At 66.8% G+C, this 13191-nt stretch carries 17 protein-coding genes and 1 pseudogene; 6 read left to right on the forward strand and 12 right to left on the reverse strand.

What is annotated here, in order from left to right:
- Positions 1–576: 576 nt before the first annotated feature.
- Positions 577–1071, reverse strand: a pseudogene (locus ACS5PJ_RS11105) (mycothiol transferase); the annotation flags it as partial.
- 202 nt (positions 1072–1273) lie between these two features.
- Here ACS5PJ_RS11105 and ACS5PJ_RS11110 point away from each other — a divergent pair.
- Positions 1274–2311: a glycerophosphodiester phosphodiesterase family protein gene (locus tag ACS5PJ_RS11110; protein WP_439434946.1), complete on the forward strand. Its 1038-nt coding sequence runs from the start codon at positions 1274–1276 to the stop codon at positions 2309–2311.
- On the opposite strand, the gene ACS5PJ_RS11115 is transcribed toward ACS5PJ_RS11110, so the two are convergent.
- From ACS5PJ_RS11115 to ACS5PJ_RS11130, 4 genes are all read right to left on the reverse strand, one after another.
- Complete coding sequence (locus tag ACS5PJ_RS11115) at positions 2308–2751, reverse strand: SRPBCC family protein (protein WP_439434947.1); 444 nt, start codon at positions 2749–2751, stop codon at positions 2308–2310. The genes ACS5PJ_RS11110 and ACS5PJ_RS11115 overlap by 4 nt on opposite strands.
- Positions 2752–2815: 64 nt before the next feature.
- Complete coding sequence (locus ACS5PJ_RS11120; RefSeq protein ID WP_439434948.1) at positions 2816–3193, reverse strand: VOC family protein; 378 nt, start codon at positions 3191–3193, stop codon at positions 2816–2818.
- Between the two features lie 255 nt (positions 3194–3448).
- Positions 3449–3793: an iron chaperone gene (locus tag ACS5PJ_RS11125; protein WP_439434949.1), complete on the reverse strand. Its 345-nt coding sequence runs from the start codon at positions 3791–3793 to the stop codon at positions 3449–3451.
- A 108-nt stretch (positions 3794–3901) separates the two neighbouring features.
- The gene (locus ACS5PJ_RS11130) at positions 3902–4237 is read right to left on the reverse strand and encodes a cupin domain-containing protein (RefSeq protein ID WP_439434950.1); all 336 of its coding nucleotides are present in this window, start codon (positions 4235–4237) and stop codon (positions 3902–3904) included.
- A gap of 106 nt (positions 4238–4343) precedes the next feature.
- Between ACS5PJ_RS11130 and ACS5PJ_RS11135 the strand changes: the two genes are divergently transcribed.
- The gene (locus ACS5PJ_RS11135; RefSeq protein WP_439434951.1) at positions 4344–6020 is read left to right on the forward strand and encodes an FAD-binding dehydrogenase; all 1677 of its coding nucleotides are present in this window, start codon (positions 4344–4346) and stop codon (positions 6018–6020) included.
- A 67-nt stretch (positions 6021–6087) separates the two neighbouring features.
- Here ACS5PJ_RS11135 and ACS5PJ_RS11140 read toward each other — a convergent pair whose 3' ends face one another.
- Entirely contained in the window at positions 6088–6522 is a 435-nt protein-coding gene (locus ACS5PJ_RS11140; protein WP_439434952.1) for an SRPBCC family protein, read from the reverse strand.
- 115 nt (positions 6523–6637) lie between these two features.
- Here ACS5PJ_RS11140 and ACS5PJ_RS11145 point away from each other — a divergent pair, with 115 nt between their 5' ends.
- On the forward strand, positions 6638–6961 hold the full coding sequence (locus ACS5PJ_RS11145; RefSeq protein WP_439434953.1) for a hypothetical protein: 324 nt from the start codon (positions 6638–6640) through the stop codon (positions 6959–6961).
- A 40-nt stretch (positions 6962–7001) separates the two neighbouring features.
- Here the strand turns inward: ACS5PJ_RS11145 and ACS5PJ_RS11150 are convergent, their stop codons facing one another.
- A complete protein-coding gene (locus tag ACS5PJ_RS11150; protein ID WP_439434954.1) occupies positions 7002–7625 on the reverse strand; it encodes a dihydrofolate reductase family protein in 624 nt (207 codons plus the stop codon).
- A gap of 55 nt (positions 7626–7680) precedes the next feature.
- The gene (locus tag ACS5PJ_RS11155) at positions 7681–8004 is read right to left on the reverse strand and encodes a hypothetical protein (RefSeq protein ID WP_439434955.1); all 324 of its coding nucleotides are present in this window, start codon (positions 8002–8004) and stop codon (positions 7681–7683) included.
- Between the two features lie 50 nt (positions 8005–8054).
- Between ACS5PJ_RS11155 and ACS5PJ_RS11160 the strand changes: the two genes are divergently transcribed.
- Positions 8055–8552 (forward strand): DinB family protein, encoded by a 498-nt coding sequence (locus ACS5PJ_RS11160; RefSeq protein WP_439434956.1) that lies wholly within the window; start codon positions 8055–8057, stop codon positions 8550–8552.
- Positions 8553–8604: 52 nt separating this feature from the next.
- Here the strand turns inward: ACS5PJ_RS11160 and ACS5PJ_RS11165 are convergent, their stop codons facing one another.
- Complete coding sequence (locus tag ACS5PJ_RS11165) at positions 8605–9072, reverse strand: SRPBCC family protein (RefSeq protein ID WP_439434957.1); 468 nt, start codon at positions 9070–9072, stop codon at positions 8605–8607.
- Positions 9073–9216: 144 nt separating this feature from the next.
- Between ACS5PJ_RS11165 and ACS5PJ_RS11170 the strand changes: the two genes are divergently transcribed.
- The gene (locus tag ACS5PJ_RS11170) at positions 9217–10401 is read left to right on the forward strand and encodes a metallophosphoesterase family protein (protein ID WP_439434958.1); all 1185 of its coding nucleotides are present in this window, start codon (positions 9217–9219) and stop codon (positions 10399–10401) included.
- 39 nt (positions 10402–10440) lie between these two features.
- On the opposite strand, the gene ACS5PJ_RS11175 is transcribed toward ACS5PJ_RS11170, so the two are convergent.
- Entirely contained in the window at positions 10441–11802 is a 1362-nt protein-coding gene (locus ACS5PJ_RS11175) for an MFS transporter (protein ID WP_439434959.1), read from the reverse strand.
- A 57-nt stretch (positions 11803–11859) separates the two neighbouring features.
- Positions 11860–12216: a GNAT family N-acetyltransferase gene (locus ACS5PJ_RS11180; protein ID WP_439434960.1), complete on the reverse strand. Its 357-nt coding sequence runs from the start codon at positions 12214–12216 to the stop codon at positions 11860–11862.
- Positions 12217–12435: 219 nt separating this feature from the next.
- Here ACS5PJ_RS11180 and ACS5PJ_RS11185 point away from each other — a divergent pair, with 219 nt between their 5' ends.
- Positions 12436–12765 carry a DUF6457 domain-containing protein gene (locus tag ACS5PJ_RS11185; RefSeq protein WP_439434961.1) on the forward strand — a complete coding sequence of 110 codons (330 nt, stop codon included), beginning with the start codon at positions 12436–12438 and terminating at the stop codon, positions 12763–12765.
- Between the two features lie 17 nt (positions 12766–12782).
- Here the strand turns inward: ACS5PJ_RS11185 and ACS5PJ_RS11190 are convergent, their stop codons facing one another.
- Positions 12783–13169 (reverse strand): hypothetical protein, encoded by a 387-nt coding sequence (locus ACS5PJ_RS11190; protein ID WP_439434962.1) that lies wholly within the window; start codon positions 13167–13169, stop codon positions 12783–12785.
- Positions 13170–13191 lie beyond the last annotated feature (22 nt).

A 13191-nucleotide genomic window follows, 5' to 3' on the forward strand; every position in this document is an offset into this window, starting at 1 on the left:
TTCCTTGGTGGTCTGAACAGACGAGGAGTCCCAGTCCCCCGGTTCGGGTACAGGGACCGATGCCGCCGGTTCGCCGGCGGCCTGGACCGACATCACATGCGCTGCCCGGGTGACCGTCAGCATGGTCTGGTACGGGCCGTCAAGCGGCGGGAAGCCTCCCATGGCGAGCGCCCGCAGACGGTCTGTGCGGAGTGCAAGCTGCAGCCCGCTCAGTGCCAGCCAGGAGTAGCCGTAATAGGCGAAGGTTTCGGCGCCGGCGGCGTCGGCAATGGCCAGCAGGTCAGCTGCGATGTTTTCCGGGGTGAGCGTAAGCGGCGCCGGGTGCGCCATCCGGTGGGCTTCATAGTCGGCCGCGATCACCAAATTCGTCCCGGCCAATCCCTCGACGAGGTTCGGCCCCAGGTCCGGGTCCCCGCCCCACTGCCGCAGCGTCTCCGCCTCCGCCGCGGTGTGAGGGGCAAGGCTGACCGGCAGAAGGATGGCGGGGCCGCCTCCGCGGACGGTCAGCGGAATGGTGGTGCCGTCGTGCAGGACCGCCTCGGTCTTGCCGGTGATCGGTTTGCCGTTTCGTTCCGGCTTCAGGCCTTTGGCATACGCGGCCTGCCCCACGTGCTGGAGGCAGTCAGCAACAGTGCTGACCAGGCGCACGCCGAGGGTCACGGGCGGGTCCCAGCTTTGGTCAACGACGCGGTCCAGATCCGCGTCGTCAAGCGTCTCCAGGAACCCAACCGTCTGCCGGTGGACGGAATCGTAGTATTCCAGCAGCAGCTCCGGACGGGCCCGGACCGAGTCCACCTGGTCGGTTGTATGGCCGTAGCCGGTGTCACGCCTGGACAGCGGCAGCCCAAACCGGCCCACAAAGTCCTGGGCGGTCCACACCTGTTCCAGGCCGGCGGCGGAGGCAACCTGCGCATCTTCCACCCGGCTGAGATGCCAGACCAGCCACACGATCGAATTACCGGTGCCGCCCGGCCGGCGGACCAGCGCGTCGTCGTCGACCCCTTCCAGCGCGGCTTCCACGGTCTCGCGGATCCGGCCGAAGGCGTCCAGCAGCAGTTCGTTGGATTTCATCGGGTCCCCTCACTGTGCGCTGCTACGCGCATTGTCGGTGAGCCCCATGCTAGCCCCGGCCCGCGCCTATTGCGCCTCCTGCGCTTCAACCTTCCGTTAACCTCCCCTCCAACTCCCGGCACCGCCTGGGCCATGTGCGTTCCCTAGCGTGGACGGGTCATCGGCGAACAGCCGGAAGGCCCACCCAGGAGGAACCACCACCATGCGCACAGTCCTGACCGCAGCGGCAGCCGCCGCCCTCATCGCCGCCGTCGCGGGCCCCGCCGTGGCTGCCCCCGCCCCCGGTGCCGCCACATCAGAGATCAAGGTCAACGAGCGCAACGGGTCCTTCGACCTTCAGTCGCACCGTGGCGGCCGCGGGGAATGGACCGAGGAGTCCCTCGCCGCATTCACCAACTCCCTGAAGCTGGGCGTGACCACCCTCGAACTGGACACCCATCTGACCAGCGACGGCAAGGTGATCGTCTGGCACGACGACACCATCCAGGCAAACAAGTGCATCGACACCGCACCCGCCACCGCAGGGGACACTGCTTTCCCGTACGTCGGCGACCGTGTGGCCGAGCTGTCCCTTGCGCAGATCAAAACGCTTAACTGCGGCTTCATGCAGCTGCCCGGTTACCCCGAGCAGGACGTCATCGAAGGCAACCGGATCGCCGAACTCAAGGACGTCTACCAGCTGGTCCGCGATGCCGGCGCCGACAAGGTCCGCTTCAATATCGAGACCAAGGTGGAGGACGGCAAATCCGGCGGCGAGGGCATGGTCGCCCTGACCAAGGCCGTGGTCGCCCAGATCCAGTCGTCCGGCATGGCGGACCGCTCCACGGTGCAGTCGTTCGACTGGTCATCGCTGAACCTGACCAAACAGATCGCTCCGGAGCTCCCGCTAGTCGCCCTCTCCAGCGGCGACGCCTGGCTCGAGGTCGGCCAGCCCGGCGCCAGCCCCAACCTCGGCGGCATCGACATCGACACCTACGATGGGTCCCTCGCCAAGGCTGCGGCCGCGCAGGGCTACGACGTCATCTCCCCCGCCTTCCGGTCCGTCACCCCCGGAATGATCACCGAAGCACACAAGCTCGGCCTGCCTGTCATCCCCTGGACCGTGAACACCACCGCCGACATGGCGCGGCTGATGGACCTGGGCGTGGACGGCATCATCACCGACTACCCCACCCGCCTGCGCACCCTGATGGAGGAACGCGGGCTGAAGCTGCCCAAAGCGTATGAGCTGAAGGGCTAAGCCCCTTCTCCCTCACGCTCAACGAGGGCTTTGAGGTTGGCGAGTTCCTTGCGGGCCTCTGCTCCGCTGAGGATGGCCCGCTCCACCAGCTTCCCCACCAGGCCGAGCCCGCGGGGCCAGTGCGTCTCGGCCCGAAGGCGCAGCACAGTGCCGTTCCCTTCGGGCTGAAGCCGGCTGTCGACGTCGAACTTCAGCCCGAAGTAGGCCACGGTGCTGGTGACAATCCGGTGCGGAGGGTCCGCCGAAAGCACCGTGGTGCGGGCGGTTCCCGGTCCCCGGGTCGAGGTGTAGCTGGATCCCGGCTGGCCTCCGGAGCCCTGGATGTCGGCGATGACGGGCCCACCGGTCTGCCATTCGGGGAGGCGGGACGGGTCGACGTAGGCCCGCCAGACATCCTGCGGCGGGGCCTTGATCCACTCTGAGTATTCAAGGGCGCCCATGCGTTCCCCGTTCCGGTTAAGCCCGCGCGGGTCACCTTGCCCGCGCGGACGTATCGGCCGGAAGCTAGGTCCGCTGCGAAAGGCTGAGGATGTTCCCCTCGCTGTCCAGGAACCAGGCTCCCTTGCCCCAGGTGTTGTCGACGACACCGTTCTCCGTCTTCAGGCCGGGCAGGTCGTACTCTTCAAAGGTGACTCCCTTTGCCCTCAGTTCCTCCATCTCGCGTTCGAGATTGTCGGTGACCCAGCCCATCTGGGTGTTCTTGGCGGTCCCTGCATTCTCTGTCTCGTAAATAAGGAAGCCCGTTCCGTCGCTGCCCCGGTAGAGGAGGCCGTCCTCCATGGTGTCGGAGGGTTCCAGTCCCAGCTTGTCCCGGTAGAAATCCTTTGCCCGGTTGATGTCCTTCGCGGGAAGGACAGCCATAAGCGCTGAATCCTTGAGCATGTTGATTCCTTCTGTACATTGCTTTCGCATTGATGGCGATGCTCTCCCCCTGGTGCGGTCCGGGAACTTCCTTGACCCGGTCCGCGTGGCCGTCCCATGCGCCAAGTGCCGGGGCGGCTACCTGGGACTCTGCAACGCCCCGCCAGCCATCATCGGCGCGAGGGTCCCCGAAGCTTATGTGGCCATTATGGAACGATCCGGGGCAGACCGAAATAGGGGATTGCTTGCGCCTCCCTGGTGAAATTCCCGGGCGGCCTACCTGAGGATTTCGGCCCGGCGAAGCCTGACGATCTCCGTCACCACGTCCTCCGGGAGGGGATGTTCCGGGGTGAAGCGGATGGTCCCCTTGGACAGCGAATACCCTACCAGCCGGTCCGCGACGGCGTCGATCACCGCGGGTGAAAAGGGAAAGACCGAGAGGTGCTTCGCTGCCGCCGTGACGCCGAGGAGCGGCTTCCCCTCAAACCTCAGGGCAGGCATCCCGTAGCTCATCCCCTCCTCAGCTTCGGGCACCACGGTCCGGGCGATCTCGATCACCCGTTGCAGGCAGCCGCGGTTCGGTTCAGGCAGTTCGGCCAAGGAATCATCGACGGTGCCCATGCAGCCGATTGTATTCCTGCGAGGTCCGGCGGGGTAGGCGCATAATAGGGCTCCCAAGCCGGGTGCCGCCGTCGTAATTCCCGACGGCGGCCCGACCCGGCGCGTCACCTACCGGTCCGTCTTGACCACCGTGAAAAGGACGGCAGAATCCTCATCGGCTGTGAGGCTGTGCAGCCCGTTCGGCACGATCAGCAGGTCCCCCGCCTTACCCTGCCAGGCTTCGCTGCCGGCCTTCAGCCAGACGGTGCCCTTCAGTACCAGGACCGTGGCTTCGCCGGGGTTCTGGTGTTCGCTCAGCTGCGTGCCTGCCCGGAAGGCCATCACGGTCTGGCGGAGCCTCTTTTCGTGCCCGCCGAACGCTGTGTCTGCAGCGCGTCCGCTGGGGGCCACCACAGCGGCCGCGATCTGCTGGCGGGCGAGGGCTTCGATCGATATTTTCTGCATGTGGTCACCGTACCCACGATTGCCGCCGTTGCCGAGGGTCAATCGTCCCGAGGTGTGTTTATGCTGGGATCTCTTGTCAGCCACCAACTAACCGGGCAGGTACTGGATGGACGCGGACGTCATCATCATCGGCGGCGGACTGGCCGGGCTGGTTGCATGCAACGAGCTGGTCCGGGCCGGAAAGCGGGTGGCCATCCTTGACCAGGAGAACCCGGCCAACCTGGGCGGCCAGGCGTTCTGGTCGCTCGGCGGCATGTTCCTGGTCAACAGCCCCATGCAGCGGAGGCTCGGGGTCCGTGATTCGTTTGACCTTGCCTGGCAGGACTGGCAGGGCTCAGCGCAATGGGACCGGCTGTCCGGTGAGCATCCGGAGGACGGGTGGGCACGGCAGTGGGGCCGGGCCTATGTCGAGTTCGCGGCGGGCGAGAAACTCTCCTGGTTGCGCGCGCAGGGCATCAGGTTCACCCCGCTGGTGGGCTGGGCGGAACGCGGCGACGGCAGGGCAGGCGGTCACGGCAATTCCGTGCCACGGTTCCACGTCCCGTGGGGCACCGGCACCGGGATCTCCGAACCGTTCGCCGGCCTGGCCCTTGCGGCGGCGGAGACCGGCCACGTCCGGTTCTTCTTCCGCCACCAGGTGGACGGGTTAACGTTCGACGGCGGCACCGTCACCGGCGTGCACGGCACGGTCCTTGCACCGGATTCGTCGCCGCGCGGAGTGTCTTCGAACCGGGATGCTGTTGGGGAGTTTGAGCTGCACGCACAGGCCGTGGTTATCGCCAGCGGCGGGATCGGCGGCAACCACGAACTGGTGCGCAGGTGGTGGCCCCAGCGCCTTGGCACAGCGCCGGACACCATGATCACCGGGGTCCCCCGGCACGTCGACGGCCGAATGCTGGACATCGCTGACGGAGCCGGCGTCCGGCTGGTGAACCGCGACCGCATGTGGCACTACACCGAGGGCATCAGGAACTGGAACCCCGTCTGGCCGGATCACGCCATCCGGATCCTGCCCGGGCCATCGTCCATGTGGTTCGACGCCCTGGGCCGCCGGCTGCCCACCCCTGCCCTGCCCGGTTACGACACCCTGGGCACCCTCAGGCTGCTGCGGACCACCCCTGGCCTCCAGCGCCATGACTACTCCTGGTTCATTCTCAACCAGAGGATCATCGAGAAGGAGTTCGCGTTGTCGGGCTCCGAGCAGAACCCCGACATCACCAACAGGGACATCAGACTGCTGCTCCGGACCCGGCTGGGCCGCGGTGCCGCGGCTCCCATCGAGGCTTTCAAGGAACACGGCGCCGACTTCGTTGTGGCAGACAACCTGACGGATCTGGTCCGAGGTATGAACGGCCTCACCAGGGAACAGCTGCTCGACGTCACGGAGATCCACCGGCAGGTCACCGAACGCGACGCGGAAATCCTGAACCCGTATACCAAGGACGTGCAGGTCATGGGCATCCGCAACAGCCGCCGTTTCCTCGGGGACAGGCTCTTCCGGACCGTGAAGCCGCACCGGATCCTGGACCCCGCGGCCGGACCGCTGATCGCCGTGAAGCTGCACATCGTCACCCGCAAAAGCCTCGGCGGCATCCAGACCGACCTCACGGGGCAGGCCTTCGCCAAGGACGGCTCCCGGATCCCCGGGCTCTACGCTGCCGGGGAGGCCGCAGGTTTTGGTGGCGGCGGGGCCCACGGCTATAACGCCCTCGAAGGCACCTTCCTGGGCGGGTGCATTTTCACCGGCCGGACTGCCGGGCGGTCCCTCGCACGCCTGCTCTAGCCTCCGGCCGCGGCGGCACCGCCTCGGCGGCCGCGGGCTGCTCCTGCCTTAGGCACCTTCGGCGGCCTTACGCGGCTTCGAGGACGGCCTTGAGCTTCGCCAGCTGCGCCACTTCGGTCTCCATGGTGCGGGAGATGAGGGGACCCACGATTTTCATCAGGCCCTTGGGCTGCAGGTCCAGGCTGAAGCGGACCCTCGTCCCGCCGTCCACCGGGCTGAGGACGTACTCCCCCGCGGGGCGGGCCGGGCCGGCCACCACCTGGAAGGCGAGACGCCTGCCAGGCTCTGCGGCGGTGATCTCGTAGTCGCCCGCGAGGGGCCGGCCGCCCGGACCGGACAAAGTCTGGCTGTACACGGAGCCCAGGGCCCCGGCCGAACCGCTTTTCAGGGAGATGGCCTGCACTCCTGACCGCCAGGCCGGGTTGTTCAAACCGTCCGCGAGGAAGGCGTAAACGTCCTCCGACGTGCGGTTGATGGTGGTTTCATTTTCGGCGTGAGCCATGGCTGCCCCTTAGCAGGTCCGGTGTCCCGATCGATTCTTCGTGACGGGTAATGCTTTCCACACTCTATGCGCCCGAAGCATCAGTCCGGCGGCCGCGGGGCGGGATAATGGAACCATGACCTATCAGGATCAGGACCGGGACCCCTGGGAGGAGTTTGACCGGCTCAAGCCCGCCGCCCCGGACCGTGTTGAGGGCTACCCCGGCGGCGAGCCAGTGGGCTTTGGCTTCCGGACCGGCGTGCGCAGCGCCAAAGTTGCCATCGGGTTCGCCGTCTACGCACTGGTTCTGGGAACAACGCTTGTCATCACCGGCGCCGTGGTCTTCATCGCCCAGGGCGAGTGGCTCCTGCTCGCCCTCATGGCCGCGATCGAGGCCATCTTCATCTTTGCGTTCATCCGGCTGGTACGGCAGGCCCGCACGCGCCGCCCCTCAAGCTAGCGCCCTTTCGAGCAACGGGTGTGGAGAAATACGGCAGGCCCTAACCCTGCTGGTCCACGGCTGACATGTCGCCGACGCCGGGCGTGCCCTCGGCGAGCGCATAGCGCTGCAGCACTGCGCCCTTCGGCGAGGCGATGACCGGCTCGATGAGCCTCAGGTTGGTCGGAACCACCCCTCCGGCGAACACCTTCTTTCCGCTGCCGAGGAGAATCGGATACACCCAGAGGGTGAGCCGATCGAACAGCCGCTCCGCGAACAGGGTCTGTACGAAGTCGAGGCTGCCGATGACGTGGATATTCTCGTGCCGGTCGCGCAATTCGCGAAGAGCAGCGGCCACATCAGGCCCGAGCAGCGTGGAGCCGGCCCACTCGAGGGTGGGCGTCCGGCGCGAGGCAACGTATTTCGGGAGCCGGTTGAACAACTCTGCGATATCCCCGCGGGCATGCGGCCAGTACCCGGCAAAGATGTCGTAGGTCCGGCGGCCCAGCAGCAGCGCGTCCATCCCCGCCATCCCGGCGTCAACCTGCCCGCCCACCACCTCGTCGATGAGGGGCGCCTGCCAGCCGCCAAACGCGAACCCGCCTTCAGCGTCCTCCTCAGGTCCGCCGGGCGCCTGCGCGACGCCGTCGAGCGTGCTGAACAGGTCAATGTGGATCAATCCCATGCCGTATTCCTTCCTCTGAACGCCCGTCGTCGGCTCTGGCGACGGGATCACCTGCCTAGGACCGGGCGGCCCGGATGGACCGGCGCACCGCTGATCCGATGACTGAGATGACCGGCACCAGGCACACCAGCGTGACGATGGTGTTGGGCCGGAAGACCGCGTGCCCGCCGACGTTCCGGTAGACGCCCAGCGGCAGCACCATGCCGCCTCCCCCTCCGCCGGATGAACCACCCTCGGCATCGTTGCCGCCACCAAACCCGAAGGAAACGATTGCCACGGGGATGACTTCCTCCCCACCCACCTGACGGGGCTGCCCGTAAGCCTTGGACACGCCGACGTTCTTCATTGCCTCCACCAGGAACGAAAAAGTATCAGCCATGGATCCACCATAGGCTCGGGGCGCGGCGATGGCCATGGAATACTTCGTCCATGCCTGCCCATCCCGCCCCGCTGGCCGAGACCGTCATCCATGAACCTGCCCGCGCCCAGTTCGAGGCCTTCCTCGATGACCACAGGAACCTGCTCAATGCCTGCCTGGACGGCCTGAACGAGGAGCAGGCGCGGCGGCGGCTGGTGCCGTCGCGGACCACGCTGCTGGGCCTGGTCAAACACGCGGTCTTCGTGGAGAAAGTCTGGTTCGACGAAGCCATCACCTGCCGATCCCGCGCCGAGATCGGCATCCCCGCCACGCCCGACGAGTCGTTCATCCTCACGGACGAGGACACCATCGCCACCGTCCAGGCGGCTCACCGGCAGGCCTGCGAAGCGTCCCGCCGGGCCACATCGCTGCTGAACCTCGACGACGAACTCCCGGGCAACCGCCGCGGCCCGCTCCCCCTGCGCTGGGTGTACCTGCACATGCTGCGCGAGCTGGCCCAGCACTGCGGGCACGCGGACATCCTGCGCGAGCAGATCCTCGCCGGCTGAGGTCTGCGTAGTTCCGCCGGGATGGTGCGAAGCGCCCACCAGCCCGGAGGGGTCAGGCTTTGTTGGCCTTCGCAGCGGATGACAGGGAGGCCAGCCCGCGCTCGAAGTCGGAGCCGACCATTTTGTCCATGTTCATGAACAGGGCGAAGACCTTCGCGAGTCCCTTGTTCTCGCCGGTCATCCGCCACGTCACCTGCGTGCCGCCGTCGGACGGTGTAAACGTGAACGTGGTGGGATTGACGGCTTTGAAGGGCTTGGTGAATTCGAGCCGCACGCTGATGCTGCGCGGGAAATCAGACTCGACAATCTCCATGTTTCCGCTGCCTGCCTTGCGGTTGCCGCTCCAGGCGTACCGTGCCCCGACGCCGGCGTCGTTGCCGGAATAGGAGCGGTCCATGGTGGGATCGACGGCCTCCCACGGGGACCACCTGGTCCACTCGTGAAAGCTGTTGACCAGCGGAAAGACTGCCTCCGCAGGGGCGGGAATGAGGGCGCTGCGCGTTACTTCGTAAGGTGACATGCGGCCATCATAGGCTCGCCCGCAGTCAAAGGACATGTCCCGCATCCGGCGTTCACCGGGTGTTTCAAGGAGTGACGCTTCGCTCTCCTACGCTCACGGGAGCGGCGGCCTGAACCACGGCCCCCACAGCGACGAAAGGCAATAATGACTACCGGAATCCACCAGGCCAAACTGAGCAGGCGGGCGGCCCTCGCCGCCGCCGGAACCCTTGGAGCTCTCGGGCTCACAGTCGCCTCCGGCGTGGCGGGCAATGCGGCACCGGGAACAAAGGCGCCCAAGCCCGCCCTCGCCTTCCGCCCGGACGGCGGATTCAAGGTGGTCCAGTTCAACGACACCCAGGACGACGAGCAGACCGATCGCCGCACCATCGAACTCATGGACAAGACCCTGGACGCCGAAAAGCCCGACTTCGTGGTGATCAACGGTGACGTGATCAACGGCGGCTGCGACTCAGAGCTGGAGGTCAAGCAGGCGCTGAACAACGTCGTCCAGCCGATGGAAAGCAGGAAGATCCCCTGGGCGGTCACGTTCGGCAACCACGACGAGGATTCGGTGGCCCGCACCGGCATGACCGAGGCCCGGATGCTGCAGTTCCTGCAGACCTACGGGTTCAACATGAACGGCGACTCCACCGAGGGCCTCACCGGCACCTCCAACTCGCTGGTGCTGGTGCAGTCCGCCAAAACCAAGGCACCCGCCTTCGGCCTGTGGCTCATCGACACCGGCCGCTACGCCCCGGACACCATCGACGGGCAGGACTTCCAGGGCTACCCCGACTGGGACTGGGTACGCATGGACCAGGTCACCTGGTACCGCAACACGTCCATCGCTACAGAGCAGAAGTACGGCAAGAAGATCCCGTCCCTCATGTGGGGCCACATCGCCCTCCACGAGCACCGCAACATGTGGTTCGCCAGCCTCGACTCGCGGACGGATGCCGATCACGCCCGTGCGCTGACAAAGCACAGCATCGTGGGCGAGCGGAACGAGGACGAGTGCCCCGGCCCCATCAACTCGGGCCTGTTCAGCGCCTTCCTCGAGCGGGGTGACGTCCGCGGCTACTTCGTGGGCCACGACCACGTGAACACCTATGTGGGCAACTACTACGGCGTACAGCTCGGCTACGCACCCGGCACCGGATTCGGCGCCTACGGGCTGTCCGGTCCCGAGCGGAACCGCCTCCGCGGCGCGCGTGTCTTTGAGCTGGATGAGAACCACCCCGATATCTACAAGGACACCCGGCTCGTCTTCGCCAAGGACCTGGGCATCGACCTCACGGCAAACGACCAGCCGATCGTTCCCCCGCCGCTGAACCCCGCGCAGCTGTAGATTCCGGCACGTGCAGGAGGCGGGGGCGGCGGAGGAACCCTAGTCCGTCCGCTCCCGCCACAGCAGCGTCACGCCGAACACCACCGCGCTGAGCACCAGCATGGCCAGCACCATCAGCCCCCAGCTCTCCTGGTCCACGCCGCTGCCGGCGAACACGCCGATCAGCACGGTGGCGGTGATCGCACCCAGGTAGCGGCAGGTCTGGAAGATGCCGGCGGCCACGCCCCGTTCCTGCGGCAGCGTGGACACGAACATGCCCTGGTTCGAGGCGATGCTCACCACCCCGTACGGAATGCCGATCAGCGCCGTGAGAGCCAGGACCAGCGGGATGGCCAGTGAGGCGGTGAGGAGCCACGTGAGGGCGGCGGCCCCCGTGAGAAGTACGACGCCGGCAATCATCACCCGCCGCACGCCGAACCGGGTCATGGCCCGGACAGCCCACGGCGTCGCCAGAACGGACAGGGTTGCCATGGGCAGCATCAGCAGGCCCACCAGGCCGGGATCATAGCCGCCGGCTTCCTGCAGCAGCTGCGGCAGGCCGAAGAACACAAAGTAATAGACGCCGTTGAACACCGCGAATCCCACGTACACCAGCATGAGCGGCCGGTTGCGGCCCAGCAGGCGCAGGTCCAGGAACGGCGGGCTGAAGCGGAACTCCCGCCAGGCGAACAGCGCGGCCACCACCGTTCCGGCGCCCAGCAGGTACCAGCGGTAGCCCGGAGCGACGTCCAGCAGGGCCATCATCACCAGGAGCAGGGAACTGACGAATGCCAGGATGCCGGGGATGTCCGAGTCACGCAGCAGTTCGCTGAGGCGTCCGCGTTCCCTTGCCTCATCCGCGGGCGCCGTCTGCCTGACGATCAGCAGCGCCGCCAGCGCCAGCGGGACGTTGACCAGGAACAGCGCCTCCCAGCCCACGAAACCCACCAGCAGGCCGCCGAGCACCGGACCCACCGCTGCCGCCGAGGTGTTGGCCATCTGGATCCGGCCCAGCGGGCGGGCGGACTCCAGCCTGGAGCGGTGCGCCATGGCGCCCACCATCACCACCGCGCTGGGGTAGGCCGTGGCAGTGCCCAGCGCCATCACGGCACGGGCCACGCACAGCAAAGCGAAGTTCGGCGAAAACGGGGCCAGCGCACAGGTCACGGCCACCAGCGCCATCCCGAGCATGAACATCCGCCGCGGCCCGAACCGGTCAGCGAGCCGGCCCATCAGCGGCTGGCCTGCGGCGGAGCTCAGATAGAAGGACGTGACCACCCAGGTGACCGTGGCGACGTCGAGCCCGAAATCGGCGCGCAGCACCACCAGCGCCACGGCGATCATGGACGAGTTCAGCGGGTTCAGTGCCGTGCCCAGGCTGAGGCCGGCCACTGCGAGGCCGGTCCGGGGATTGTTGCTCACGGAAACAGTCTGGTGCACCTGGCTGCCGGACTGCGACTTCGTGAACGCCCGAGGCCCTTAGGCCCTGGCTGCCCGGGCAGCCAACGCGTCCTCCAGGAACTGCAGGTGCGCCGGAGTAACGGCCACCGTGCTGCCAGCGTACTCCAGGTGCTTGACCAGGAACTTCTTGATGTACGGGCATACGGGCACGATCCCCAGGCCGGCTTCGACCGTGTCATCCAGGGCCACCGCGGCGAGCTTCCCGGCAAGGCCCTGGCCGCCGTATTCCTCGTTGATCACCGTGTGGTAGAAAATCCGCTGGGGTGAGCCGCCGCCGTCGTACGTTTTGTAGGCCGCCTTGCCAATCGGGTTTCCCGCCACGAGCACCTCGAAGCGCTCGCGCGCAGGATTGTGGCGGATGGTGATTTCAGTCATCGGGTATCTCCTGGGTAGCTGCTCTGCCTCCAGCCTAGCGCCACGGATATCCGCGCTGGTTAACACACCAGGCGGAGCGCCGAGTGTCCGCGATGGAGCAGCGACGTGCTGCCGGCCAGGGTCAGCGGCGGTGACTTAGCGTGCCGGGCCTTGTAGTGTCGAGGGCACCGGGCAAGCACCGATTCCGCTAGCCCAACGCACCAGAACTTAGGAGAGAACATGGCTGTCAGCGACGACGAAGCGCAGGTCCTGGACCAGTGGACCCACCGGCTGGCCCAGGCGCTGCAGATCCTGGACCTTCAGGTGGACCAGGAAATGCTGCTCGACCTGGCCCGGAAGTCTTCCGAGTCCGTGATCCACGCGGCCGCCCCGGTCACCACGTTCCTGGTGGGGTACGCCGCCGGACTCGAAGCCGGGACCGGGAGCGCCGGCTCCAAGATGGCGTCGACGGCATCAGTTGCCAAAGCGGCCGACGTCGCGTTCCAGCTGTGCGGCGACGGTCACGAGGGCGGGCCTGCCGCCAAGGGCTGGGCGGACACAGCCCAGTAATCCCGCAGCGCTCCTCCTCAGGCCGCGGGAACCCTGGCGAACCCGGCATGGCGATCGTGGACGATCACGCTGCCGCCCAGCAGTTGGGTCTTCCCCTCGAGCTGTCTGGTCAGCCCCTCCGTGACGGGTCCGAAAATTTCGATGGTCCGAAGCGCAACCAGGGGAGCAATCGGAGGGAACCGTGGGCCCGCGACCTTCAGGTGGAACTCCAGCGATGCCACGTCCGGGTGGATGTTGAGGACGCTCATACGCGTGCCGTCGCCCGAAAAGTAGACGTTGTAGGAGATGATCCGGGGCTCGTTGGCGTCCACAAAGCGGGCGAGTTCCGCCATGGCCGTCTTCAGTTCGGCCAGCTTCCCGGGCCGGACATCGGACGTATCAAGATAGACAACGACTTCGCTCATGGTGCCCTCCGACGGCAGTCAC

This window comes from Pseudarthrobacter cremeus, assembly GCF_051857465.1.
GTDB lineage: Bacteria > Actinomycetota > Actinomycetes > Actinomycetales > Micrococcaceae > Arthrobacter.

What these genes read in the sequence shown, in the direction of transcription:
- ACS5PJ_RS11110 (WP_439434946.1), top strand. Translation starts at nt 1,274, where the DNA reads ATGCGCACAGTCCTGACCGCAGCGGCAGCCGCCGCCCTCATCGCCGCC.
- ACS5PJ_RS11115 (WP_439434947.1), bottom strand. Translation starts at nt 2,751, where the DNA reads ATGGGCGCCCTTGAATACTCAGAGTGGATCAAGGCCCCGCCGCAGGAT.
- ACS5PJ_RS11120 (WP_439434948.1), bottom strand. Translation starts at nt 3,193, where the DNA reads ATGCTCAAGGATTCAGCGCTTATGGCTGTCCTTCCCGCGAAGGACATC.
- ACS5PJ_RS11125 (WP_439434949.1), bottom strand. Translation starts at nt 3,793, where the DNA reads ATGGGCACCGTCGATGATTCCTTGGCCGAACTGCCTGAACCGAACCGC.
- ACS5PJ_RS11130 (WP_439434950.1), bottom strand. Translation starts at nt 4,237, where the DNA reads ATGCAGAAAATATCGATCGAAGCCCTCGCCCGCCAGCAGATCGCGGCC.
- ACS5PJ_RS11135 (WP_439434951.1), top strand. Translation starts at nt 4,344, where the DNA reads ATGGACGCGGACGTCATCATCATCGGCGGCGGACTGGCCGGGCTGGTT.
- ACS5PJ_RS11140 (WP_439434952.1), bottom strand. Translation starts at nt 6,522, where the DNA reads ATGGCTCACGCCGAAAATGAAACCACCATCAACCGCACGTCGGAGGAC.
- ACS5PJ_RS11145 (WP_439434953.1), top strand. Translation starts at nt 6,638, where the DNA reads ATGACCTATCAGGATCAGGACCGGGACCCCTGGGAGGAGTTTGACCGG.
- ACS5PJ_RS11150 (WP_439434954.1), bottom strand. Translation starts at nt 7,625, where the DNA reads ATGGGATTGATCCACATTGACCTGTTCAGCACGCTCGACGGCGTCGCG.
- ACS5PJ_RS11155 (WP_439434955.1), bottom strand. Translation starts at nt 8,004, where the DNA reads ATGGCTGATACTTTTTCGTTCCTGGTGGAGGCAATGAAGAACGTCGGC.
- ACS5PJ_RS11160 (WP_439434956.1), top strand. Translation starts at nt 8,055, where the DNA reads ATGCCTGCCCATCCCGCCCCGCTGGCCGAGACCGTCATCCATGAACCT.
- ACS5PJ_RS11165 (WP_439434957.1), bottom strand. Translation starts at nt 9,072, where the DNA reads ATGTCACCTTACGAAGTAACGCGCAGCGCCCTCATTCCCGCCCCTGCG.
- ACS5PJ_RS11170 (WP_439434958.1), top strand. Translation starts at nt 9,217, where the DNA reads ATGACTACCGGAATCCACCAGGCCAAACTGAGCAGGCGGGCGGCCCTC.
- ACS5PJ_RS11180 (WP_439434960.1), bottom strand. Translation starts at nt 12,216, where the DNA reads ATGACTGAAATCACCATCCGCCACAATCCTGCGCGCGAGCGCTTCGAG.
- ACS5PJ_RS11185 (WP_439434961.1), top strand. Translation starts at nt 12,436, where the DNA reads ATGGCTGTCAGCGACGACGAAGCGCAGGTCCTGGACCAGTGGACCCAC.
- ACS5PJ_RS11190 (WP_439434962.1), bottom strand. Translation starts at nt 13,169, where the DNA reads ATGAGCGAAGTCGTTGTCTATCTTGATACGTCCGATGTCCGGCCCGGG.